Source organism: Archangium sp. Cb G35 (genome assembly GCF_001896145.1).
GTDB lineage: Bacteria > Myxococcota > Myxococcia > Myxococcales > Myxococcaceae > Archangium > Archangium violaceum.
Genome location: NZ_MPOI01000017.1, coordinates 259,732 through 282,815, shown reverse-complemented (window position 1 = coordinate 282,815; position 23,084 = coordinate 259,732). Strand labels below are relative to the sequence as shown.

Here is a 23,084-nt window from a genome sequence, read left to right as displayed (position 1 = left end):
CACACCGCGTTCGCCGGCAACCGAGTCATCACGTTCCCGGTGACGGTCACGCCGCTTCCGTAGTGCGCTCGCGAGAAGGCGGAGGATGCACAAGGCAGCTCAGGATTGATCCGGGCGTACCGACGCCCGGGCCTCGCGCAGGAGCCGGGTGAGCTCGACCCGCGCGAGGCTCCTCGCCTGCTTGTCCTCCTCCTTCAGATCCTGCTGGTACAGCCAGGCCGTCACCATGGCCACTGCCGCTGCCTTCGCCCGTCCCCAGGGCTCGGTATCGCCATCCTCTTCATGGGTGGTCACGGCGGCCCATACTTCGCAGAGATGGTTGGAGGCGTCCGCGAACGCCGCGGCCGCGGGCCGCCGAGCCAGGATGCATTCGTTGCGGAGATCCACCAGCTTCCCCGCGGCGACATGGGCCTGACGGGGAGCATTCCCGCGCGCCTGGGCGAACAGCGCGGCCGCCGGTTCACCACCGTCGATGCGTGAGGCACACAGCCGCAGCCATTCCGAGCAGGTGCGGAAGGCCTCCTCGCCGGGAAAGCTCGCCGTCAGCCAACCCAGGAGGGGAGAGAGGTGCTCGGCCCTTCGCCATGCATCCTCAACGGAATCGAAGGGGATTCCCGCCTCGTGAAACATGGCGAGCAGCCGCGCACTGGGAGATTCAGTCATCGTGAGACGGATTCTCTCTACTCCCGCTGGAGCCACGAAGAGGAATACGGCTTCTCGATTTCCAAACATTTCATATGAGGCGCCCTCCTGAGCGCACCGCCCTCGCGCGTCGAGCCCCATGTGTCTCTTCGCGCTTTTCACTCGGTGCCAAGGAGGATACGGGGAGGACGAAATGCCCCGGCATCCGTTGGGCATTCACGGGGGAACCCATGGCGAGCAATGCGGGAAGTCAGGTGGTCGCGGAGGCCGTCGAGCGGCTCAAGAACTTCGTCGAGGAGAAGGAAGGCATGGAGCTGGAGTTCACGGCTCCGCTCTCGGAGAAGCAGGTGACGGCGCTGGAGGGGAAGTATTCGCTGAAGCTGCCCCCCAGCTACGTGGACTTCCTGCGCACCCACGGCACGTTCAAGGTGCTGTACGGCGGGGCGGAGCTCATCGGGATGGAAGACCCGCAGCACCTGCACGCCGCCGCGCCGGATCCGAGTGACGCCCAGGGCGGAGATGAGCCCGAGGTGGAAGAGGCCATCAACGAGGCCTTGTTCTTCCAGCGCATCGACGACGACGCGGTGGAGAACTTCTGGTGCTTCAATCCGCGGGATCGCAACGCGCAGGGCGAGCTGGGCGTCGTGGCCTACCAGCATGACGAGACCTTCGGGCTCCCGAAGCCGGAGGGCTCCCGGATGGCCCGGGACTTCCGGGACTTCTCGACGCACATCGTGACCGTCATCGACGAGTTCATCGAAACCTACGCGGAGGCCTAGCGTGGCCGTATCGAAGAAGACCGTCCCCGCGACGGCGTGGAAGCGCCTGGAAAAGGCGGCGATCCAGAAGCTGGGCAAACACGCAGCGGGCCGCTACGCCGCGGAGCTGGAGCCCCGCGTGATGCCGTTCGCCTCGACGTTCGACCCCGCGCCCCTGCTTCCTCCGGAGTACGTCCAGTTCGTCAAGGCACTGGGCTACCGGTGGATGTCGACAGGGACGTCGGCACTCGCCTTCCTCCCTCCCCGCTGGATGATCGGCCTCTCCCAGCAGATGGGAGAACCCGGACGGAAGTGGGAGACGGTTCGCGCGGAGCGGGAGGCGGGAACGCATGCCTACCCGTTCGTGATGTTCGCCTCGCGCGACATCGACGACGTCAACGGGTTCTGCTTCGGCAGGAGTGAGAGCGGAGACCAGCTGGTGGTCTGGAACGTGGAGGACAGCGTTCCCGAAAGCGAGCTGGGACCGTTCTCCACCTGGATTGCCGAAGAGCTGGGTGCGCTGGAAGCAGCGCTCGCGGGAGAGGAGGAGGGCGCGGAGCCAGACGAGCCGCTGGGGCTGGAGGGCGAGTCCCTGCCGGTGAAGAAGGGGAAATCCTCCCGGGCCGGCCCGGCTGCTGTGCTGGACGCGTTTCCTCGCACGGCGAAGGAGATCCTGCTGAACGGACGGAAGCTGGGAGCGCTGCCCACGACGATCGGTGAGTTCACCGAGTTGGAGTCGCTGTGGCTGCGGACCACGGGCCTCCAGCGGCTTCCCCGGGAGCTGGGTCTGCTCGGGAAGCTGAAGAAGCTCGATGTGTCCTTCAATCCGGCGCTGACGGCGCTGCCGCCCGAGCTGGGCCAGCTCCAGGCCCTCGAATCACTCAACCTGAACCGCACGGGGCTCACCACGCTGCCCGATGAACTGGAGCAGCTCCGGCGCCTGACGTTCCTGGACCTCCAGGCAACCGGGCTGAAGACGCTTCCCCCCGTCCTCTTCCGGATGCCGTGGCTTCGGACCCTGGACCTCTACTGGACAACGATTCCTGCGGAGGAAATCGAGCGGCTGCGCCGAGCCTTGCCAGACTGCAAGGTGGGCGTGTCCTGAGCATCCGGAGGCGTGGTCTCCCGGGGGACCACGCCTCCAGGAGCGGCGGTCGAGCCATGCCCGAGCGGGCCGTCATCATCGCGGCCCCAGGCCCGCTACCGCACCGTCGAGCTGTCCATGTTCGAGTAGCCGGAGAACGACGTCCCCTTGTAGGCCCGGACCCGGTAGTAATAGCTGCCCCGGGGCACCTGCGTGTTCACGAACACCGTCACGTTGGCGCCCACCCGGCCCACCTCCCGGAAATCGTACGGCTGGACCTGGGGTGAGCGCTCGAGGATGAAGCCATCCTCTCCCTGTGAGTTATCCTTCCAGCGCAGCGTCACGTCCGAGCCGGAGGTCTGGGTGTAGAAGTTGCTCGGTGCCGTCAGGGTGACGGAACCGGAGAGCACCGAGATGCTGACGGTGTCGGAAGACGTGGCGCCGCCATCATCCGTCACCGTGAGCGTGGCGGTGTAGGTACCCGGCTGGGAATAGGTATGGCTTTGCGTGGGGCCCGTGCCCTGCTGGCCATCGCCGAAATCCCAGACGTACGACACGATCGTTCCGTTGGAGTCCGTGGAGCCCGCGCCGCTGAGGCTCACCACGAGCGGTGCCGTGCCGGAAGACGGAGTCGCAGTGGCATCCGCCACGGGAGGCGGGTTGCCGCTGGTGCCGCCGGCGGGAATGACGAAGAGCGTGATGCTTTGCGCGGGCACGGTGCTGCTCACGCCGCTGCCCGAGACGCCCAGGTCCGCCAGCCGGGTGAGGGTGTTGGCCGCGGTGAGTTGCCAGCGCCGCGCCATGCCCGCATGCGCGAACCCCGCCAGGTTCAGTGTGACCGGGGTATCTCCGGACAGCACCTTGCTGATGACCATGACGGTGAGGGCTCCGTCGCTGGTGCGCTGCGCGGCGAACGCCGACAGGTTGTCCGGATTGGGCACCGTGCACGAGACGCTCACGTCCCCGAAGGCCGACTTGAGGCCGTCATAGTTGCGGTACAGCTTCATCGCCTTGAAGGTGGGCGTGCTGGGGTCCGGTGTCTCCCACCGGATGCCATAGTCGAGCCCCTCCCGACCGAAGAGGCCCAGGACGTCGGCCTGCGCGATGGCCCCGCTGATGTGGCCCTCCGCTCCCCAGTTGTACTCGGTGATGCCCACCTTCGTGCCCGGGTAGTGCGTCCCCACCCAGCCCTTCAGCCGGGGAATCAGCACGACCTCGTCCTGGATCCACGACTCGTCGGCGTAGTTGGGATCCCACAGCGAACGCGTCGAGCGGTTGCGCCGCAGTTGCATGCTCGTGGAGGTGTCGTCGCTGAACTCGCCGCCCTGGGGGTAGTAGTGGACGGTGAGCACGTCCAACAGCCGCTGTCCCGTGGTCTGCTCGTGCTGGCGGAACTGTGCGAGCAGCCATGGCACGTAGTCCCAGCCCCCATGGTTCTCCCGGTCCGGGAACCGGGTCCAGTTGGTCGGGGGCGCGTACTGCTGGTCATACCCGCTGTAGAGATAGCCACTCCATCCCCACTCCTCCGGGCCGAGCACGAATGCTCCCGGATCCGAGGCCTTCACCATGGCCGCATAGGCCAGGTGCTTGTCACGCACCTCGTCCATGGTGGCCCCCGTGGGATGGATGTCGCGGTGCGTGGAGTGCCAGAGGCTGGGCTCGTTATCCATGAGGTAGTAGCGCACGCCGCCGCTCGACGCCGGCCCCCAGCGTTGGAGCAGGTGGTCCACCCAACCCTTCTGGAAGGAGGGGTCCGCGGGCACATTGGCGTCGTTGGGATCATTGTTGACGTTGCGCCCGTCGAGCAGGACGCCGTTGCCCGCATCGGGGTACCACTGCCAATCCCTTTCCGTCTGTGCGCCATACTTCGCGATGGAGAAGCTGCACATCCGCGAGCGGCTGGTGCCGAGCTTCGCCACCCAGCCCACCATGGGTACGGTGACGAGGGGCTCGGCCCCCGCCGCCCGGGTGCTGGCGATGAAGGCATCCACCTCTCCACCCGGCTCGGTGCTGGAGTACGCCAGGCTCTGGAAGTACCAGTCGCCGCCACGGTTGGCGGCGTTGAGTTGCCAGTTGTAACGCGAGCTGGCATTGCCACCATTGCGGTTGAGTGGCGCATTGAGCTCGTCCAGCTCGGCTTGTGTCCCAAACCCCACGCCGTAGATGAAGGGGCTGATGGCATGCCTGCCAGCGCCCACGTTGATGCCCACCGTCACGGCCGGGTTCTGCGCCAGGGCGGGCAGGGCCACGAAGACCAGCAGCCCCACGAGCCCCCTCGCACGTACCCCACACGAATCCCGTTGCTGTCGCTGAGTCATCCCCCTGTCCCTCCCCCCTGGGCAACGCCCATGGTCCGTCGATGACGGGGCGGATGTTGACCATGCGCGACACCGGGCATTAACCCCCAGGCGAGGAGCCAGGTGCTCGTGTGCCTCCTCGTGGGGAGAGCGGCCTTCGGCTTCCGCTCTCCATCGGCTGTGACACGTCAGCCCGCCCGTCTGTCATGTCAGCCCGCTCCTTTAGACATGTCAGCCCGCCCTTCTAGGGTGTCAACCATTCGGTCCGAGGCATTCCCTGGCATGGCATGGGCTCTGCAAACGCACTCCCCTGACCCCAACACCTTCGTTGTCCCCCCCCACGAAAGCAGGAAGCCGATGGAGAACCTGTTCGAGCTCATTGGAGAATCCGCACCCTATGTCACGGTGTATGACGTTGCCGTCGACAATGGTGTTGTCTACAGCAAGTTCAAGCCGGAGCAGCGGCGCTACGCCGAGACGACATTGATGAGCTGTTCCGAGGGGTTCCGCACCCTGGCTGTCCACGGCGTACTGGCCTGCGCCGTGGCCAATCCGATCAAGTCGAGACACTATTACCTCGCCACCAAGGCGGACCTTCAGGTGTTCCCGGTCCACGCCACCACCACGGACTTCTTCCGCTGCGTGGGGCGCGTGGACCGGATCGAGCAGTCCAAGCGATTCACCTTCTATACGGAGGCCGTGACGTGCTTCACGGCGGAGGGCGAGCGCTACGCGGTCCTGGATGTGGAGTACGTTGGTCTCAACGAAGAGGAGTTCGTGAAAGCCAAGGGGACCGATGCGGCACCGGCGGTTGTGCTGGCTCCCGGCCAGCCTGGCCCGTACGTGGATCCCGTGAGGCCAATGCAAATCGAATGGATAAAACCCGGTGAGGCGCTACGAGCCACCCTGGAGGGGTTCCGCCGCGAGGACTTCGCCGGTCACTTCGCCACACGGGCGATGTGTCCTGTGTCGATCCTTGGTGGGAACGTGTGCTCTCTTCTGCGCCACTTCCCTGGATTCGATGCTTATCAAATAACCCGGTGCGTTCTCACCTGCAAGCACGCGTCCCTTCCGGGGGAGCCGCTGCAGCTGAGCTGTGTCCGGGAAGGGGCCGGCCATTTCATGGTCACGGCCCACAATGACAGTGGCAGGCTCCTGTCCACGTTTCACATCGATGTGCAAGCACACCGGCCCTGATGCGGGGTCATGCGGCCGTCAGCGTACACGAAGCGACCCTGCATGCTCATGCCAGGGTTCCCCGAGGGAGACAAAGCGATGCTCAAGGATGGACTCGTTGGTACCTGGCAACTCATTTCCGTGGAGGGGCGCCTGCCAGATGGCAGCCGGGATTACCCCTACGGGCAGAATCCCTTGGGGATACTGATGTATGACCGCCTCGGGAACATGGCGGTGCAACTCATGAGGCGGGACCGCACCCCCTTCAAATCCGCGGACTTGAAGGGGGGCCTGGCGCAGGAGGCGAAGGACGCGCTGGACGGGGCTGCCGTCTACTTCGGGACCTACGAGACCGAAGAGCAGACGGAAACGGTCTGCCACCACATCACGGGCAGCGTCTTCCCGAACTGGATCGGAACCGTGCAGAGAAGGAAGGCAACCATGACAGGGAACCGGCTGGTCTTGAGCACCGAACCCCTGTTGATGGGAGGAAACGAATCCGTGGTCGTACTGGAATGGCAGCGGACGGGACGCTGAGCCTGTCGGCTACCGGTTCTTGCTCTTGGTGGCGCCGGTGGCGCACGTGCCCGCCGGTGCGCGGATCTTGATCATCGGGCACATCGGCTGCTGAGGCGTCTTCTTGCCGCTGCCCACGACGCAGCTGTTGTCGTAGGAAGACTTCGTCGTGCTCTGGGGACAGGCGGTGGGGCCCGTCGGATTGCCCTGCGCGTCCGCGCCGAAGCAGATCCCCACCTGCTGGAGGTTGCAGGAGTTGTCACAGCTCAAGGTCACGCTCTCGGGCGGCGCATTCCCGAAAGCCTTCTGGAGCGTCGCCAGCGCGACCTTGCCTCCGATGTTCTGGGTGAGCGCGCCAGGGGTTCCCTGATCGCCACCGAGCGACTGAAACAAGCGGATCGCCGTCTGATAGAAGACCGGCTGGCCCAGGCCCGAGCAGGTGCCGTGCTTGGGCCACTCGTGCGCGCCCAGTCCGTCGAGGACGTAGGCCGGAGCGTACGTCGCCATGTCGGAGGGAAGGGTGCTCGGGTCGTAGGCGGGACCCGGGCAGTTGGATGGATACGAGCAGCCGGAAGGAGCCTGGGCATCGGTGTACTGAGGCCACAGTCCGTGGAGCGTGAGGTGGTTGCCAGCGAAGGTGCCAGAGAGGTTCTTGCACTCATTCAGGCTGCAATGGCTCTTGTTGGAGCCACAGAAACTGGGCGCCCAGCTCAGGGCCAGGACGTACTGGCCGAATCCGCCGGCCGTATTGCAACTGCTCGCCGCGCGGCCCTGGGATTTGAAGATGTCGGAAGCGGGTGGCGGGCCAAAGCCCGAAGTGAGCACGAGACAAGCGAGGGACAACGTCAGCAGTCCAGGGCGCATGCATCCTCCAGAGGAAATGCGTGGGGTTCGTGAAACGCGAGGAAGAGTATTGCGTGTGGTGCCATGTGAAGTGACGGGCTTCACAGGTCCACTATGGCGGGTGGGCACCGTCAGGGTGGAAGTGGAGGGGAAGTGTGTGAAGGAGTTCATACTTTCTCTGCGAGTTGGCTCACAGCGCGCTCACGGCGTCCGTGGCACAACGCTGAGCATGCAGGGGGGGCAATGAACCCCGCTGTCGCAACACGCAGCACCACCCGAGGGGGGAAAAATGGACGCGACGACCGCACGCAGGTTCTTCCAGGACTACGTGACCACCATCTACGAGAAGGGCCGCGTGGAGGAGCTCGGGCGCTTCTACACCAGGGACGTCGTGCCGCACCCGGACATCCCTGGAATGGAGCCCGGCCTGAATGGAATGAAGGCCGTCATCAGGTCCTGGCTGGATGCCTTCTCGTCGATGCGCTACACCATCGACAGCTTCGTCTTCCAGAGGGACATCATCGCGCCGCGCATCAGTGTCAATGCGGTGCACACCGGTGCCTTCATGGGCATTCCGGCGACCGGGCGGAATGTCACGGTCGTGTCCCATCCGCACTACCGGCTGGAGCACGGGAAGATCGCCGAGTTCTGGGACATGCCCGACATGCTGTCGCTGCTGCAGCAGCTTGGCGTGTTCGCGGCTCCGTCGCTGGCGGCGTGGTACCCCACCACCCGCCTGGGCATCACGAAGAACAAGCCGGAGCTCGTGGCGCCCATGGTGGCGGGTATCAGTCTGGTGCGGGAATACGAGCGCGTGTAGCCCGTGAGCAGACCGCGATTCGGTGCGCTCCTCCAAAGAGCGCCCCGCACGCGACTTTCCTCGTGCCTCCCTCGATAATCTCCCGTTGGCCCCAGCCGTCACACGGGGCCGTTCGTGTCGAGGCACTCCATGCAACGTCTGCTCGTCGTGTTCGCACTGCTGCTCCCCGTTCCGGGCGCGGCGCAATCCCTTCTCGCCACGCCCGGGGAAGTCATCGGCCAGTTGGATGGCCTGGTGCTCGAGGGTGACCAGTACTTCCTGGACGGGTGGACCTGTCAGCAGGGCGCCGCGGCGTCCCTGAAGATCCACGTGTACGCCGGCGCCTCGGCCTATGACGAGCCCCGGGGCCAGTTCATGTTCGAGGGGGCGTCGCGGTTCCTCGCCGAGCCGGCGGTGGACGAGCGGTGCGGCGCGGGCAGCGGGCGCTATCGCTTCCACGTGGCCATTCCGGAGCATGTGCTCGCGGCGGCCGGTGGTCAGCCGGTCTACGTCCATGGGCTTCGCGTCGTCGACGGAGTGCGCAACTCCGCCCTGGTGAACTCGGGGCGGATCCGCTTCCCGCGGCCCCTCGCGGACGCGCCTCGCGGGTGCATGGCCTCGCTCTGGGCCGACGCCGCCGAGCGCAACGCCTATCCCTCCGGCAACGCCCAGGGCCAGGGCCAGCCCTGGGTCTACATGGCCTGGGTGTGGCGTGAGACGCCCGCCGTGGAAACCAACCACAGCGTCTCGGTGGCTCGGAGCCAGGATCTGGTCAATTGGTACAACACCTGTGGGGAGAAGCTCACGCTGCCCCTGACGACCGCGTCGCGCTCTGTCGTCGATCCCATTCAGACGAACCAGGGCGTGCTCAACAACGTGAACGTCGGCTTCGATGCAGAGGGCCGGCCCATCCTGACCTACCAGAAGTACAAGGCCGTCTATTCCGAGACCAAGCGGCCCGTGTGGACCACACAGGTCTACAACGCCCGGCTCGAGGGCACTCAATGGACCATCCACGAGATGACCGCGTGGAAGACCCAGCACGTACTCGCGGGAAGCGGGTCACTGCCACGCACTCCCACCTCGGTGTCCTACTCCGTGCCCCGGGTGACGAACACCGGCGCGGTCGTCCAGTCCTTCTCCCGGGCCGACGCCGACACGGCGGGCTCGCCCGCCTCGGGGAACTGGACCCTGTCCGCCGCGGGCCCGGCGCTCGCGGTGACCTCGGCGCCGGGCGCCAGCATCGACTACGACACCTTCACCCGGCCCGTGCCCGCGCTGCCTCCCGAGGCCCGCGTGCAGGAGACCCGCGCGGCGGGGTGGGTGACCCCCTTCTCCCTGCGCCTGCTGCGCCCCCGCGTCCAGAAGGAGGCCATTGTCATCCGGGGCAACTGGGATGGGGATGGCAACCGCGCGGGGCTTTTCCTGCCCAAGACGCGGACCTTCCTCCTCCAGCGGCGGGACGGCCCCCAGCGCTTCTCCTTCGGCCCTGCCACCACGCCCTTCCTGCCGCTCGTGGGGGACTGGAACGAGGACGGCCTGCCCGCAATCGGCATCGTGGATCCGGTGACCGAGCGCTACTACCTGCGCGACAGCCTCGAGGGGGGCACCGCCGATGTGTCCGGCACGGGCGGCATCGCGGGTCTCGGCGCCACGGATGGGCCCATGGTCTGGGACACGCAGGATCCGTCCCTGACGCACTACCTCCGCTGGGAGGCCCTGCCCACCAATCGGGATCAGCCTTATGACTGCTCGGGCCGGCCCCTCACCGCGTACCAACCCTCGGAGACCACCTGCCCGGAGAAGTTCCTGACGGAGCTCGTCGTCTGGCGCTACGACCCGGTCACGAATGCCTGGAAGAGCAGCCGGGTCGATCGCGCCTGGGGAGGCAGCTCCGCCACGTTCGACTTCGTGGTCTTCAAGCGGCACCAGCTCGTCGCCTACTACGACGCCGACCGGCGGGTGAAGGTCGCCATCCGCAACGGAGAGGGGCCCTGGAGCTACAAGGTTCTCGACGATCAGTTCAAGGGCTGGGACAGCCACAACTACCTGACGCTGGAAGTGGACGACAACCACGACGTCCACCTGTCGGGGGACCTGCACGGCCATCCGCTCACGTACTGGCGCTCGCGCGGGCTCGTTGCGTCCTCGTTCGCCCGGCAGCCCATGGTGGGCGAGCTGGAGACACGGGCCACCTATCCCCGCTTCTACCGGAGCCCCCGGGGCGACTTCCTCTTCAAGTACCGGCAGGGCTCCAGCGGCGATGGGGAGTGGATCATCAACCGCTATGACGTCCGGACCTACCGCTGGTCTCGTCTGTTCGAGCAGCCGTTGTTCGGACGGTGAGGGCGGCGCGCACGGAGTCCCGGGAGATGGCCCGGGCTCGTCCTCGAACGGCTCCGAGGAGTGTGGGGCGAAGACTCAGGGAGTGCCGGCCGCGGCGGGCGCTCCGTCCATGAGCTCCGTGAGGGCGAGGGGCAGCGCGTCGATGACGGACTTGTCCAGCTCGAGCACGTCCTCGGACGAGCCACGGGCCCACAGGCGCTGAGGGTTGCCCTTCACCTCGGTGCCGAGCCTCAGCCGGGCCAGCTCCTGACCCTGGAAGTCCTGCAGCGTCACCCCGCGGCCGGTGGTTCCGATGCCATACTTGCCCCAGTTCTTCGGGTTGGACTCGCCGAGCGCCGCCGCTTCGAGCTTCTCCAGCGAGCCCAGCAGCGAGGCCACCTTGAACTGTTTGGCGTTGCCCACCAGGGGGCTGGCCACCTCCCACTTGCCGGTGTCCGGGGCCTGCACGACGGAGATCGTATCGCCCGTGGGCGTGGCCGGGTGGATGACGATGCGGGCCACCTCGCCGATGGTGAAGGCGAGCGCCTTGCGGTCCTTGAAGTCCTTGGGCTCGAGGTCCAGCGCGTTCAGGGCGCGCAAGTCCACCTGGGAGAGAACGGACTCGTCGTCCCACTCGGACAGCGCGAAGACCTGCTTGACGCCATCCAGCTCCAGCTCGGTGATGCGCACGCGCACTGGTCCGCCGATCTTGCGCACGAAGGTCGCCTGCACCATCGGCTTCTCCAGGGCCTGACGGACCTTCTCCTCATGCTTCGGCTCGGGGAAGGAGACAGCCCGGTACCCCTCGAGCGTGGACACCATCTTCTTCACCTGGTCGGCGGCCGCTCGCATTTCCACCGGTTGCACCAGCTTCCACGGTTTCTCGGTGGTAGCGCGCTCCAGGGTGAAGGCGTTCTTGCTCGCCTTCGCCTCGATGCGCAGCAGCGAGGACTCCTCCACGGGGAAGACCATCCGGTCCCTCCACTCATTGGTGTGCTTGAGCAGCACGAAGCGGAGCCCGCCCCGGGCGGAGTACACGCGCGGATCTCCCTCGCGGCGCACGTACACCGAGCCGTCGAAGTTGTTCTCGACACCCAGGTAGACGGTCGTCGAGCGCTGGCGCGAGGGATCGTCCGCGCCGCCACCCTGGGCGTCCGGCACGTAGGCGCGGGCCGTCATGATGCCGCGGGGCTGCTTCAGCCCGTAGCGCTCCAGGTCCGCGTCGGTGGGGTTCTCCTCGAGGGTGGCCTTGAACTTCGCGGCGGACAGTTGGCTGATCAGGGTGCTCACCTCGTTCTTGTCCGCCCGAGCGGAGATGGGCGAGGTGATGCGCCAGGTGCCGTCCTTCAACTCCATCACCGTCTTACCCTGGGTCACCTCGACGGAGAGCCAGGTGAAGATGGGCTCGGGCGCGGCGCCGCCGTCGGTGCCGGTCTCTCCGGGAGTCTGGAGGGCGAAGACCTTTTCCTCCACCGCCTTGCGCTGGGCCTCCTTCTGCTCCGGCTGCATCACGCCGAAGTACGCGTAGAGACCGAGCCCACCGGCCACCAGGGCGGCGGCGAGCACCGTGACGAGGTTCTTCTGTTGAGCGTTCACTTGTTTCGCCTCGAGAGCCAGATGGCCAGGCCCACGCCGAGCAGCGACAGGGGCAGGACATCGGTGGACACGAAACGGATGCGGTGGAGCATGTCCGCATCCAGCTGGAGGGTGGAGGCCGCGCGGTCCGGAGGACGGATGGTGACCTTGTCCTCCTGGCTGGTGGTCCAGCCGAGCGCGTTCATCACCAGGTTGCGGTTGCCCTCGTGGCCCCAGTTGGAGTCCATGAGGAGTTCCGAGTCACCCACCACCACGAGCCGCGCCTCATCGGAGCGTCTGTCCGGCGCCCCCGCGGTGCCGCGCGTGCTGGCCGTCACCAGGGGAATCTGACCGGTCCGCTCGCCCTCGCCGGGCTCCGGCTTGTCGTCCGGCGTCAGCTCCGCCCATCCGAAGGGCGAGGTGCTGACGACCGGCACCACCTTCACGCCCTCGGCCAGCCCCTGGGTGAGCACGTTGAGGGCGCGCGAGGTGGGGAACTCGATGTTGAGCTCCCGCTGCTTCAGGGGCAGGGAGATCTCGTGCTGGCCGTAGAAGAGCGAGAGCACGACGTAGGGGCTGCCGCTGTTGAACTGCGCATCGGCGACCACGCCCGGGTCGATGCCCACGCCGTACTCGGCGAGCAGGCCGGACAGGTCCGGGCCGGGCTCACCGTAGGCCTCGGCGAAGTAGATCATGCGGCCGCCCGCGGACAGGTACTGGCGCAGCGAGTCCACCTCGGAGGTGCTGAAGCGCCCCTTGGCTCCGGCGACGAGCACCAGCGCGGCATCCCGGGGCACCGTGGTGCCGCCCGCGAGGTTGAGCTCCTGGGAGACGTAGCCCTCCTGCGTGAGCTGCTGCTTCATCTCCGAGAGGCTCGTCGTCCGGCCGTGCTGGCCGGGCATGGGCATGGGCTGATTGAGCGGCCACTCGCCGTGGCCCACCACGAAGTACACCTTCTGCTCGCTCGTCCGGGTGAGCTTGATGAGGGCGTTGGTGAGTTCCTGCTCGCTGATGACGTTGAGCGCGGTATGGGACTCGCTGGCGCCCTCGCCGCGTGTGAGCACCACGGTGATCTGGCCCTCGTGCAGGTCGTATTTGGAGGCCAGGTCCGGGTAGCGGCGTGGATCCTTGAAGGAGTAGTCGAACTTGTCCGGCGCCTCCGCGTGGTAGCGGTCGAAGGTGGCCTGCAAGGCCTCGTAGGCGGGGTGGTCCGTGGGGATGAAGCCGATGGCGCGCACCGGCTCGCGCAGGCCCTGGAGCGTGCTCATCGTCTGGGGCGAGAGCGTGAAGATCTTCTGCTCGGTCAGGTCCCAGCGCAGGTTCTTCTTGTGGGCGATGTAGTTGATGGCCACCAGGGCGCCCAGCGTCAGCAGCAGTGTGAGCGTGGTGCTGCCGAAGAAGAAGCTGGAGCGCCGCGAGGCGAACTGGCCGAACTGTTTGAAGTTCGTGGCGAAGTAGAGCCCCAGGAGCACCAGTCCGGCCACCACCTTGACGGCGGCGATGGCGAAGGAGCCCGAGGAGAAGAAGAGGGTGAAGGGGCTGGAGAACAGCAGCAGCAGCCCGAAGCCACCCAGGATCTTGCCGATGTTGGACGCTTTCATGGGCGGTCCCGAGAGGGCACGTCAGGCCCAGCGCTGCGCTTCCACCGTGCGGTGGCTGAGCAGCAGCGAGAAGAAGATGACGGAGCAGAAGAAGACGATCGCCTTGAGGTCCAGCACGCCGCGCATGAGGCCCTGCAACTGCGCGCCGAAGGACAGGTAGCTGATGAAGGAGCGCACGGGCTCCTCGGTGGCCTGGGCCAGCCCCTGGAGCAGCATCCACGGCAGCAACACCGCGAAGGTGACGAGCGCGGCCACCATCTGGCTCTCCGTCAGCGAGGAGATGAACATGCCCACGGCCATGCAGGTGGCGCCCCACAAGAGCAGCCCGCCGTAGCCCAGCAGCACCGTGCTCCACTCGAGCGCGCTGCCGGCGTCCGCCTTGCCGAAGACGGTGAGCAGCACGGGGAAGAAGATGGTGAGCCCCAGGGTGGTGGTGATGATGCCCAGGCCGCCGAGGTACTTGCCCAGGACGATCTCCACCGGCCGCACGGGCGCCGTCATCAGCAGCTCGAACGTCTTGTTGCGCTTCTCCTCCGCGAACAGCCTCATGGAGAGGAAGGGCACCACGAAGAGGGTGATCATCACCACCGTGGACCAGAAGGGCACCATCACGCCGTCGGTGAGGTTGCGGAACTCCTGGGGGATGCGCTCCCAGCCGTACGTGCGCGCCATCTCCTGGGCGCGCTGGAAATCGAAGAGCGAGTTGACGAAGAAGAAGGACGACACGGCCAGCATCGCCGTGAAGACGGCGTAGGCCCAGGGCGTGGTGAAGTAGATGGACAGCTCTTTGCGGGCGATGGCCAGCGCGGTGCGCATGAGGCCTCCAGGAGCGTGTGCGGGGGGAACGCGCGGGCCTCAGGCCGCGGTCAACTTGATGAAGATCTCCTCCAGCGAGACGTTCTCCGCCTTGCCACCGTGCACCTTGGCGAGCTTGCGGATCTGATCGTACGCGACCACCCGGCCCTGGTTGATGATGAGGACCTTCTCGCAGGTCATCGTCACCTCGGGGAGGATGTGGGTGGAGAGGATGACGGTGTGCTTGCCCGCCAGCCCCTTGATGAGGGAGCGCACCTCGGCGCGCTGGGCGGGATCCAGTCCCTCGGTGGGCTCGTCGAGGATGAGCACCGGCGGGGAGCCGAGCAGGGCCTGGGCAATCCCCACGCGCTGCTTGTAGCCCTTGGAGAGGTTCTGGATGACGCGGCCCATGACGTCCGCCAGCCCGGTGAGGCCGGACACCCGCTCCACCTCGGCGCGGATGCCGCGGCCGGGCACCCGCTTGAGCTCGGCCACGAACTTCAGATACCCGGCCACCGTCATCTCCGGGTAGAGGGGCGGGGTCTCGGGCAGGTAGCCGATCCGCCGCTTGACCTCCAGGGGCTGCTCGAAGACGTCGAAGCCCGCCACCTTCGCCGTGCCCTCGGAAGGGGGCAGGAAGCCGGTGAGGATCTTCATGGTGGTGGACTTGCCCGCGCCGTTGGGGCCGAGGAACCCGAGGATCTCTCCCTCGGCGACCGAGAAGTTCAGGGAGTCCACCGCGACCCGTTCCCGGTATCGCTTGGTGAGGTTCTGGACCTCGATCATGGGCATGGGGAAGCTCCGGAAAGAAGCGTTCGACCGGCGGCCGATATAAGAGCCGGTCTCGGACTGTCAAGGCGGGCGGGCAGGCGTGGGCGGGTCACGGGAGGACGCTGGCGAGCCTTGTGCATGAGTGACTTCCAGTGTGTCTGGGCGGACACGCCCGGCAGGTTACCTGTGACCTTCGCCGGTCCCTAGGAACAAAGCAGCGGGTGCTTTATGCCAATCGTGGTTCAGAAGTACGGCGGCTCGTCGGTCGCCGATGTGGAGAAGATCCGCAAGGTCGCACTCCGGGTGAAGCAGACGCGGGAGCGGGGCTACCAGGTGGTGGTGGTGGTCTCGGCCATGGGGGACACGACGGACGAGCTGCTGGCGCTGGCCAAGCAGGTGTCGCCGGACCCGCCCCGGCGCGAGCTGGACATGCTGCTGACGTGTGGGGAGCGCATCTCCATGGCGCTCTTGTCCATGGCGCTGCAGGAGCAGGGGGTGCCGGCCATCAGCTTCACGGGGAGCCAGAGCGGCATCATCACGAACGACGCGCACTCGCAGGCGCGCATCGTGGAGGTGAGGCCGTACCGCATCCAGGACGAGCTGGCGCAGGGCAAGGTGGTGATCGTCGCGGGGTACCAGGGCGTCTCGTACAAGCGGGAGGTGACGACGCTGGGGCGAGGGGGCTCGGACACGACGGCGGTGGCGCTGGCGGCGGCGCTGAGCGCGGAATCGTGTGAGATCTACTCGGACGTGGACGGGGTGTTCAGCGCGGATCCGCGGGTGGTGCCGGACGCGAGGAAGCTGGAGACGCTCTCGTACGACGAGATGCAGGAGCTGGCGAGCGCGGGGGCGAAGGTGCTGAACGCGCAGGCGGTGGAGTTCGCGAAGGCGAAGGGGATCGTCATCCTGGCGAGGACGGCGCATGCGGCGGGGACGGGGACGGCGGTGCAGGAGCTGGTGGCGCCGTCGGACACGCGGGTGAAGGGGGTGACGGCGGAGGCGGAGATGGCGGTGCTATCGGAGGCGGTGGAGGCGGTGAAGCTGCCGGAGCTGCTGGAGTTCCTGGACGCGCGAGGGGTGCGCGGGAGGGCGCTGGCCTTCGACGGGTTGATGGGGCAGGGGAGGACATTCATCGCGGTGCCGTTGCAGGACGTGCACGGGCTGGAGGCGCTGAAGCGGGACGTGGGGGCGCGCTTCGGGGAGACGGTGACGCTGCGGGAGGAGGTGGGGACGGTGACGGCGGTGGGGGCGGGGATGAACGCGGACTGGAGCTACCTGAGGAGGGCACTGGGGGTGGCGGAGGAGCTGGGCGCGAGGGTGCACGCGGTGCACACGTCGCCGTTGCAGCTGACGTTGCTGGTGGACAAGCAGCACCTCAAACCGCTCACGGCGAGGCTGCACCGGGAGTTCCTCAGAGCCTGAGCGTCACCCCCTCTCCCCTCGGGAGAGGGCCGGGGTGAGGGTATCGAGGATCCGGGGTTGTCCCCACCGTGCTAGAGTCCGTTCATCCTTGGAGTAGCTCAGCGGTAGAGCAGCCGGCTCTTAACCGGCAGGGCGCGGGTTCGAATCCTGCCTCCAAGTCTTCTCTTTCCCTCCGCTCCCGATGCCCACCGACTCCTCGTCGCCTCGAGTGAACACCGGCTATGTGCTCGATCAGCTCCGCCGTGGGCTCGAGACGAGCCTGAACCACTCCGACCCCGCGGTCCGGGCGCGGGCGGCGGCGAAGGTCGAGCGGTGGCGCTCGGTGTTGGAGGAACTGGCGTCGGGGACGCTCTCGGTCGGCTCGCGTACGCCGCTCGAGGAGATTCCCGCCTGGGTCACCCTGGAGGTCGCGCAGGGTGGATTCGCCACGGGCCACCTGCTCGCCGAGGGCCCGCTGGAGCCGCACGAGCGGGAGCGGCTGGACTCGCTCCCCGCGCCCGCCGACGAGGACGCCACGGAGCGCTCCCGGTTGAACGCCTGGTTCCTGGGGGACGAGGGCCAGCGCGAGCTCGCGGAGGCGCTGCGCAATGGCTGCTACCGGGTGCGTATCCCGGAGGAGGGGGCGCTGCTGACCGTGGCCTGGCTGATCGGCCGTGGCGAGGCGGAACGGGCGCTGGAGCTGCTCGAGACGCTGGCGCCCCTCACGGACCGGCTGCGCTTCTACCCGGTGCCGGACCCCCGTCCGTTCTCCCCGAGCGCGGTGGTGCGGGTGCAGACGGTGGGGACCACCGTGCGGCAACTGGATTCCGTCGAGCGGCGCCCGCGGATCGCGAGGATGAACGAGGCGCTGCGGGTCTGGAATCCGCTCTACGACCGCGCCGTCGAGCTGTTCCTCGAGACCGTGGAGGGAGATCTCCCCCATCTGGCGGAGGAGAACGGTGAGCTGGTCCGCCGCCCGGACGGCCAGGGCCGGGTCGAGGGCGGCTGGCCCTGCCAGCACTGGCCGGAAGGCTGGCACGAGCGAGCGCGGCGGTTGCTGCGCGACTACCAGGCCGAGCGCCAGAATCACAAGCTGTGCGGCAAGCCCGAGCACCCGAAGGAAAACTTCGCCCGGCTGCGCGGCTTCCTGGAGCGGTGCGTCGCCGATGCGCGCTCGCTCACGGGCCGGGACGTGGGCTCCATCCGCAAGATTCTCGCCTCGTATGTGACGCGCCACGGAGCCCCCGGCTCGGAGCGGCTCCGGCGGGTGCGTGACGAGCAGGCGCGGATGGCCGAACAACCCACCATGAAGGAGTTCGCGGTCCTGGTGGCGAACCGCCTGCGGACGCTGCCGGGTGATGAGGGGCTCGGCTCGCTGGACCTCGCCGGTGCTCCGGTTCGCGAGGACGAGAGCGCGAGCCTGGGAATCGCGCCCGGCCGTCCCATTCCCCCGCATCTGCTCGGGAAGGTCGAGCGCTGCCTTGAGGCGCCCATCGACCAGCTCGTGGAGCGCGGGGTGATTGGCTCCGGCGAGGTGCTCGCCACCGTGCTGCCGCAGATCACCTCCCAGGTGGGGGCGGCGGGTATCGAGGATCCGGAGCTGCGCCGGCTCTACACCGCCCTCTACGCGGCGTTCCGGCGCCGGCGCTCCCTGTTGCTGTTGAACCTGCAGCACCAGGTCCGGTTCGACGAGCTGCCGTGGGTGGAGGCGATCCGTCCGTACCGCAAGAACGAGCTCGGTACGCGGGTGCTGGCGCGCCAGACGCTCGAGCAGGTCTCGACGCTGGCGATCGCCTCCTTCCCCCAGACGCTGCTCCCCAACAAGCTCATCCAGGAGTTGTCCGCGCTCGCGAAGGACGCGGACCTGCGGCTTCCGCTGGTGGAGGAGATCGCCGCCGACATCTTCATGGGCACGTTCTCGATGAAGTACCTCGACGCGGCGCGAGCGGCGGCACGGCTGCTCGAGGGCACGCTCTATGCCCGGTACTACGATGTCCCCACGAAGTACCTCCTCACCCTGGACGATCGCGAGAAGAAGTGGGGCAAGGACACCTCGCCGGGCTTCGCGGAGCTGTGCACCGAGCGCGCGGGGGCGAAGCGGGGGCGCGGCGGGTCGGTCGCCCGCAACGGCACCATCCTCGAGCAGGCGCAGATCCTCACCACGCACAACCTCGCGGTCCTGTTCGAGGAGTTGAAGCTCGCGGAGACGCTGCGTCCGGCCCTGCCGCACCTCGCGGAGCGGTGCTTCCTCTGGCTGGTCCGGCAGCAGACGATGAAGATCGACCACTGGAAGGCGCAGCTCCAGATGGTGAAGAACACGGCCTACGCCTGGCGGCAGATGTTGTTCTTCCTGTCGTTCGTGGATCCGCCGGCGCGGCGGGAGTTCCTCGACCTGGCACGTGAGCACGTCGAGGAGCAGGGCGAGGCCTTCGGTCGCCGTTTCGAGCCGGTGCTGGCCGGGCTCGAGTGGGTATCCGCTGGCAACGCGTTCGACGCGAGCGGCCGTGGCGGCCCGAAGGGCATCGCCCGCCGGTTCCTGGGCTGGTCCGACGGCCGGCACTGGCTCTTCGAGGGGTGACGTTGAAGAATGCCCCCTGATGGCTACGTACAACATCTCCCTGGCGGATCTGCGGCAGGACATCGCGGGGCTCATCCCGGCCGGGCTTGTGCTGAGCTGGAACGGGCAGGAGAAGACCTCCGCCCGGCATGAGCAGTTGCTGGCGCCCTTCCGGAAGCGGGGCACGCTGGTCTCCACGGACTCGGCGGGACTGTCCACGCTGACCCAGCGCTACTCCCTGGCCCAGGTGATGAAGCTCGTCTCCGAGCCCAAGGAGGTGCTCCACGCCTACGGTACCGCGATTGGCGGTGAGGCCATCGGCATCTGGGCGGCGGACAACTCGCAGATGTTCTTCGAGGAGGAGATCGCGCCGTCGCGGATCGTCGCGCAGATGCTCGCGGCGCAAGAGCGGGTGAAGGCGCTGCGGGTGCAGGTGGGAATCGGCATCCACTCCTGCGAGTGCTACCGGGTGGGCGGCGGGCTCTTTGGCGAGGGGGCGGACTTCATCGAGGCCATCGCGGAGGACGAGACCTCGGGAGGAGAGATCGTCCTGTCGGGTGCGGTCCTCGAACGGCTCCCGGGAGGGCTTCGCGATGCGGCCCGGGTGCGTGAGGATCTCCGGGGGCATGGGGCGCTGTGGTCGCTGAAGGACTTCCCCGGACGTGTGGAGGCCGTGGAAGGCGGCAACCCCCACTACCCGACGCCCTTCGACGCGGCGTTCTTCCAGCGGCTGCGTTCGATGTCCGTGGAGGAGCTCGGGAAGGAGGCGTTCCCCGAGTACCGCAAGACGCGGACGGTGGTGTTCGTGAAGGTGAAGCACACCCCGCGTGAGTTCCTGCTGGACTCCTTCACGGACATGTCGCTCATCGATCTCTCGGTACGGCGGATCGCCTCGTCGCACGGGGCGGACGTCGTGAAGTCCAACGGCACGCTGGCGATCGTGCTCTTCGAGGAGGGCCGTGAAGCGGTGGCGTTCGCACGGGACATCATCGAGGGCCATCGAGCCCTGGGCGTCGAGGCCCACGTGGGCGTGGCCCGGGGCGAGGTCTACCTCTTCCCCCTGGCCAACGGTGAGCGGGAGATCGCGGGCAATCCCGTCAACGTGGCCTCCAAGCTCGCGGAGGACTCGGGCCTGGAGGGAGTGCTCGTCGAGCGCTCCGTCTCACTCGGAGGGCTCGAGCGGGACGGAGTACCCTTCCAGCTGACCCTCTCACGGGTCGAGTTGACCGGACATCGTTTCGCGGTCTGAAGAGAAGGGCAGGCAGGCTTGGATCTGTCCGACATGCCTCCCAGGGAGGGAGAAACACTTCCCATGCCGGGGCTCGTGCTTACCCTCGCAACCCCAAGGGGGCTGGGAGGCGGGCATGGCGAAGGGTGTTCGGATCATTGGGGTGTTGGCTGCCGTACTCTGCCTCCTGGGCCTGGCCGGGGGATGTGAGGAGACCGGGACGGGCACGGGCGAGCCGAATGGTGGCGGGCGCGACAATTCCCCGGTGCAGCGTTCGGATGGTGGAGAGCCGGACATCGTGGACGGAGGTCCGACGATGCCTCCTCCCGCGGACGGGGGGACGGATCCGGTTCCACTTCCTCCGCATGACGGGCAGGCGATCCGCAAGGAGAACGCGCGTCCGGGGACGAATGCGTGGCGCATCACCAGGCGGGCCGCCAACAACAACGAGATTGAAGGGTATGCGCTCGTCTCCACGGTGACGCAGGGCGAGCGGGTGCCGATCGCGGTCTCGGTGACGGGAGGGCCGCACAAGTTCAGCTGGGAGGTGTACCGGCTCGGCTATTACGGAGGGCAGGGAGGCCGGGAGGTGGTGCGCGGAGGGCCGCTGCAGGCGGTGCCGCAGGCGCCGTGCCCGCCGCAGAAGCCCACGGGCATCATCGCGTGCAACTGGACGCCCACGTTGGAGCTCGAGACGAACGCGAGCTGGGTGCGCGGGGTGTACGTGGTGAAGCTGGTGCGGGATGACGGTTACCAGCGCTACGTGCCGTTCTTCGTGAGGGATGTGCAGCCGCGCTCGGAGGTGACGGTGATCATCCCGACGGCGACGTGGGCGGCCTACAACACCTGGGGTGGCACGAGCCTCTACGACGACAAGTTCCGCGTCACCGGGAAGGGCCGTGCCTTCCAGTCCTCGTACGATCGGCCGTACCACCGGGGCTACGGCTCGGGGCACCTGCTGGATGACGAGCAGGGGCTGATCATGTGGCTGGAGGCCCAGGGCCTGGACGTGGCGTACGTGACCAACGAGGAGCTGGATCGGAGCGGGGACTCACTGACCGAGGCGAAGGTGCTGGTGATGTCGGGGCACGACGAGTATTGGACCCGGACGATCCGTGACCGGGCGGACAAGGCGGTGGCCGAGGGCCGGTCGCTCATCAATCTCGGAGCGAACCAGGCCTACTGGCAGGTGCGGCTGGAGCCATCGGCGGATGGGCGGTCGAGGCGCATCGTCACCTGCTACAAGGGCGACGCGGCGGACCCGGTGGGAGTGAGGAGCCCGGATCGGACGGCGAAGTTCAGGGACCTGGCCACGCCGCGTCCGGAGAACGCGCTGTTGGGGGTGATGTTCTCCAGCCGGTGGCACCAGTTCGCGTTCCCCACGGTCATCACGAATGCGAACCACTGGGCATTCGAGGGGACGGGGCTGAGGAACGGGGACACGCTGTGGAAGGCGAACGGTTACGAGCAGGACCAGGTGGTGGACAACGGCCAGTCGCCAGCGGGGCTGGAGGTGCTGGCGGAGTCACCGGCGTTGTCGCTGCAGGGAGCGTTCGGCTTCGGGCAGATGGTGGTGTTCCGTAAGGGGAACGCGTGGGTGTTCTCTTCGGGAGGCATCGACTTCGTGCACACGCTGGGGACGAGCGACGCGGCGGATCCGCGTGCGGCACGACTGGTGGCGAACGTGCTCTACCGTGCGCTGGGGAGGCCGGTGCCGAAGGACCTGGTGGTGCTCCAGGCGACGCCGTTGCCGAAGCCGCGAGGCTCCTATGCGCCAGTGGTTCGCACGGTGGCGGGGGAGGCGGGGCGGCGAGGAGATCAGGATGGAGGGCCGGGGCGTGGGCTGCTGGCGGCGCCCGTGGCGGTGGCGGTGCTGCCCGGTGGAGGCTGGGCGGTGGCGGACGCGATGGCCAACAAGGTGAAGCGGGTGGCGCCGGATGGGAGCATCTCGACGCTCTCGCCGGTGCGGCTCAACGGCCCGATGGGGATTGCCGCGGATGCGCAGGGGAACGTCTACGTCTCCGACTCGGACAACTACTGCATTCGCCGCATCACGCCGGACGGGACGACGACGGTGTTCGCCGGGGCGGTGATGGAGCCGGGCCTGGTGGATGGGCCGGCGGCGCAGGCTCGCTTCAACCAGCCGGCGGGGCTGACCATCACGCCGCAGGGGGAGTTGCTGGTGGCGGACCTGGGCAATGGCGTCATCCGGCGGATCGATCTGCTGGCTCCGGACAGCCCGGTGACGACGCTGCCGGCGAACCTGTGGCTGTACCGGCCCTCGGCGGTGGCGCAGGGGCCGGACGGGACGGTGTACGTGGTGGAGACGGGCATGTCGCGCGTGATGGCCTTGCGCAACGGCACGGTGAGCGTGGTGGCGGGCTCTCCGCCGGGCGGCTTCGCGGACGGTTCTGGGGAGAACGCGCGGATGCTGCCGTACCTGGGTCTGGCGGTGCTGGCGGACGGGAGCCTGGCGGTGTCGGATCCGGGCAACTACCGGGTGCGGCGCGTCACCCCGAGCGGCGAGGTGACGACGCTGGCGGGCTCGGGCCGCTTCGGTTCGCGGAATGGAAACGGGGGCGACGCGGAGCTGGTATTGCCCGCGGGGCTCGCGGTGGGCCCGGACGGAACGCTGTACGTGGCGGAATCGGGCAACGCGCTGCTGCGCGCCATCACGCCATGAGCTGATCCTGTCAGTGGCCGAGAGGGGATGGAG

At 67.6% G+C, this 23,084-nt stretch carries 17 protein-coding genes and 1 tRNA gene; 11 read left to right on the top strand and 7 right to left on the bottom strand.

Features of this window, described 5'->3' with window-relative positions; genetic code table 11:
* Nucleotides 1-99: 99 nt before the first annotated feature.
* The gene (locus BO221_RS43285; protein ID WP_073566777.1) at nucleotides 100-663 is read right to left on the bottom strand and encodes a hypothetical protein; all 564 of its coding nucleotides are present in this window, start codon (nucleotides 661-663) and stop codon (nucleotides 100-102) included.
* 209 nt (nucleotides 664-872) lie between these two features.
* Between BO221_RS43285 and BO221_RS43280 the strand changes: the two genes are divergently transcribed.
* Nucleotides 873-1,421, top strand: a complete 549-nt coding sequence (locus BO221_RS43280) for an SMI1/KNR4 family protein (RefSeq protein ID WP_073566776.1) — start codon at nucleotides 873-875, stop codon at nucleotides 1,419-1,421.
* Between the two features lies 1 nt (nucleotide 1,422).
* Nucleotides 1,423-2,505, top strand: a complete 1,083-nt coding sequence (locus tag BO221_RS53140; RefSeq protein WP_233166516.1) for a leucine-rich repeat domain-containing protein — start codon at nucleotides 1,423-1,425, stop codon at nucleotides 2,503-2,505.
* 95 nt (nucleotides 2,506-2,600) lie between these two features.
* Here the strand turns inward: BO221_RS53140 and BO221_RS43270 are convergent, their stop codons facing one another.
* A complete protein-coding gene (locus BO221_RS43270) occupies nucleotides 2,601-4,802 on the bottom strand; it encodes a glycoside hydrolase family 44 protein (RefSeq protein ID WP_143196019.1) in 2,202 nt (733 codons plus the stop codon).
* A gap of 336 nt (nucleotides 4,803-5,138) precedes the next feature.
* On the opposite strand from BO221_RS43270, the gene BO221_RS43265 reads away from it, so the two are divergent.
* On the top strand, nucleotides 5,139-5,978 hold the full coding sequence (locus BO221_RS43265) for a hypothetical protein (RefSeq protein ID WP_073566775.1): 840 nt from the start codon (nucleotides 5,139-5,141) through the stop codon (nucleotides 5,976-5,978).
* Nucleotides 5,979-6,056: 78 nt separating this feature from the next.
* The gene (locus tag BO221_RS43260; RefSeq protein WP_158080017.1) at nucleotides 6,057-6,494 is read left to right on the top strand and encodes a lipocalin-like domain-containing protein; all 438 of its coding nucleotides are present in this window, start codon (nucleotides 6,057-6,059) and stop codon (nucleotides 6,492-6,494) included.
* A gap of 9 nt (nucleotides 6,495-6,503) precedes the next feature.
* Here BO221_RS43260 and BO221_RS43255 read toward each other — a convergent pair whose 3' ends face one another.
* Nucleotides 6,504-7,337 carry a hypothetical protein gene (locus BO221_RS43255; protein WP_073566773.1) on the bottom strand — a complete coding sequence of 278 codons (834 nt, stop codon included), beginning with the start codon at nucleotides 7,335-7,337 and terminating at the stop codon, nucleotides 6,504-6,506.
* Nucleotides 7,338-7,605: 268 nt separating this feature from the next.
* On the opposite strand from BO221_RS43255, the gene BO221_RS43250 reads away from it, so the two are divergent.
* Together BO221_RS43250 and BO221_RS43245 are read left to right on the top strand one after the other, a co-directional pair.
* Nucleotides 7,606-8,136: an ester cyclase gene (locus tag BO221_RS43250; RefSeq protein WP_073566772.1), complete on the top strand. Its 531-nt coding sequence runs from the start codon at nucleotides 7,606-7,608 to the stop codon at nucleotides 8,134-8,136.
* A 129-nt stretch (nucleotides 8,137-8,265) separates the two neighbouring features.
* On the top strand, nucleotides 8,266-10,461 hold the full coding sequence (locus BO221_RS43245) for a BNR-4 repeat-containing protein (protein WP_073566771.1): 2,196 nt from the start codon (nucleotides 8,266-8,268) through the stop codon (nucleotides 10,459-10,461).
* A 75-nt stretch (nucleotides 10,462-10,536) separates the two neighbouring features.
* Here BO221_RS43245 and BO221_RS43240 read toward each other — a convergent pair whose 3' ends face one another.
* From BO221_RS43240 to BO221_RS43225, 4 genes are read right to left on the bottom strand one after another with little or no spacing between them, the layout of a single operon-like run.
* Nucleotides 10,537-12,036: a DUF4340 domain-containing protein gene (locus BO221_RS43240; RefSeq protein ID WP_073566770.1), complete on the bottom strand. Its 1,500-nt coding sequence runs from the start codon at nucleotides 12,034-12,036 to the stop codon at nucleotides 10,537-10,539.
* A complete protein-coding gene (locus BO221_RS43235) occupies nucleotides 12,033-13,616 on the bottom strand; it encodes a GldG family protein (RefSeq protein WP_073566769.1) in 1,584 nt (527 codons plus the stop codon). Before BO221_RS43235 ends, BO221_RS43240 begins: the two co-directional genes overlap by 4 nt.
* Nucleotides 13,617-13,637: 21 nt before the next feature.
* Nucleotides 13,638-14,432 (bottom strand): ABC transporter permease, encoded by a 795-nt coding sequence (locus BO221_RS43230; RefSeq protein WP_073566768.1) that lies wholly within the window; start codon nucleotides 14,430-14,432, stop codon nucleotides 13,638-13,640.
* Nucleotides 14,433-14,471: 39 nt separating this feature from the next.
* The gene (locus BO221_RS43225; RefSeq protein WP_233166515.1) at nucleotides 14,472-15,203 is read right to left on the bottom strand and encodes an ABC transporter ATP-binding protein; all 732 of its coding nucleotides are present in this window, start codon (nucleotides 15,201-15,203) and stop codon (nucleotides 14,472-14,474) included.
* A gap of 207 nt (nucleotides 15,204-15,410) precedes the next feature.
* Here BO221_RS43225 and BO221_RS43220 point away from each other — a divergent pair, with 207 nt between their 5' ends.
* From BO221_RS43220 to BO221_RS43200, 5 genes are all read left to right on the top strand, one after another.
* On the top strand, nucleotides 15,411-16,604 hold the full coding sequence (locus tag BO221_RS43220) for an aspartate kinase (RefSeq protein ID WP_073566767.1): 1,194 nt from the start codon (nucleotides 15,411-15,413) through the stop codon (nucleotides 16,602-16,604).
* Between the two features lie 87 nt (nucleotides 16,605-16,691).
* A tRNA-Lys gene (locus tag BO221_RS43215) sits at nucleotides 16,692-16,763 on the top strand.
* A gap of 49 nt (nucleotides 16,764-16,812) precedes the next feature.
* Nucleotides 16,813-19,161, top strand: coding sequence for a hypothetical protein (locus BO221_RS43210; protein ID WP_083682338.1), 2,349 nt, complete (start codon nucleotides 16,813-16,815; stop codon nucleotides 19,159-19,161).
* A 19-nt stretch (nucleotides 19,162-19,180) separates the two neighbouring features.
* The gene (locus BO221_RS43205; protein ID WP_073566765.1) at nucleotides 19,181-20,389 is read left to right on the top strand and encodes a hypothetical protein; all 1,209 of its coding nucleotides are present in this window, start codon (nucleotides 19,181-19,183) and stop codon (nucleotides 20,387-20,389) included.
* A 115-nt stretch (nucleotides 20,390-20,504) separates the two neighbouring features.
* Entirely contained in the window at nucleotides 20,505-23,051 is a 2,547-nt protein-coding gene (locus BO221_RS43200) for a N,N-dimethylformamidase beta subunit family domain-containing protein (protein ID WP_073566764.1), read from the top strand.
* The last annotated feature ends 33 nt before the right edge of the window (nucleotides 23,052-23,084 follow it).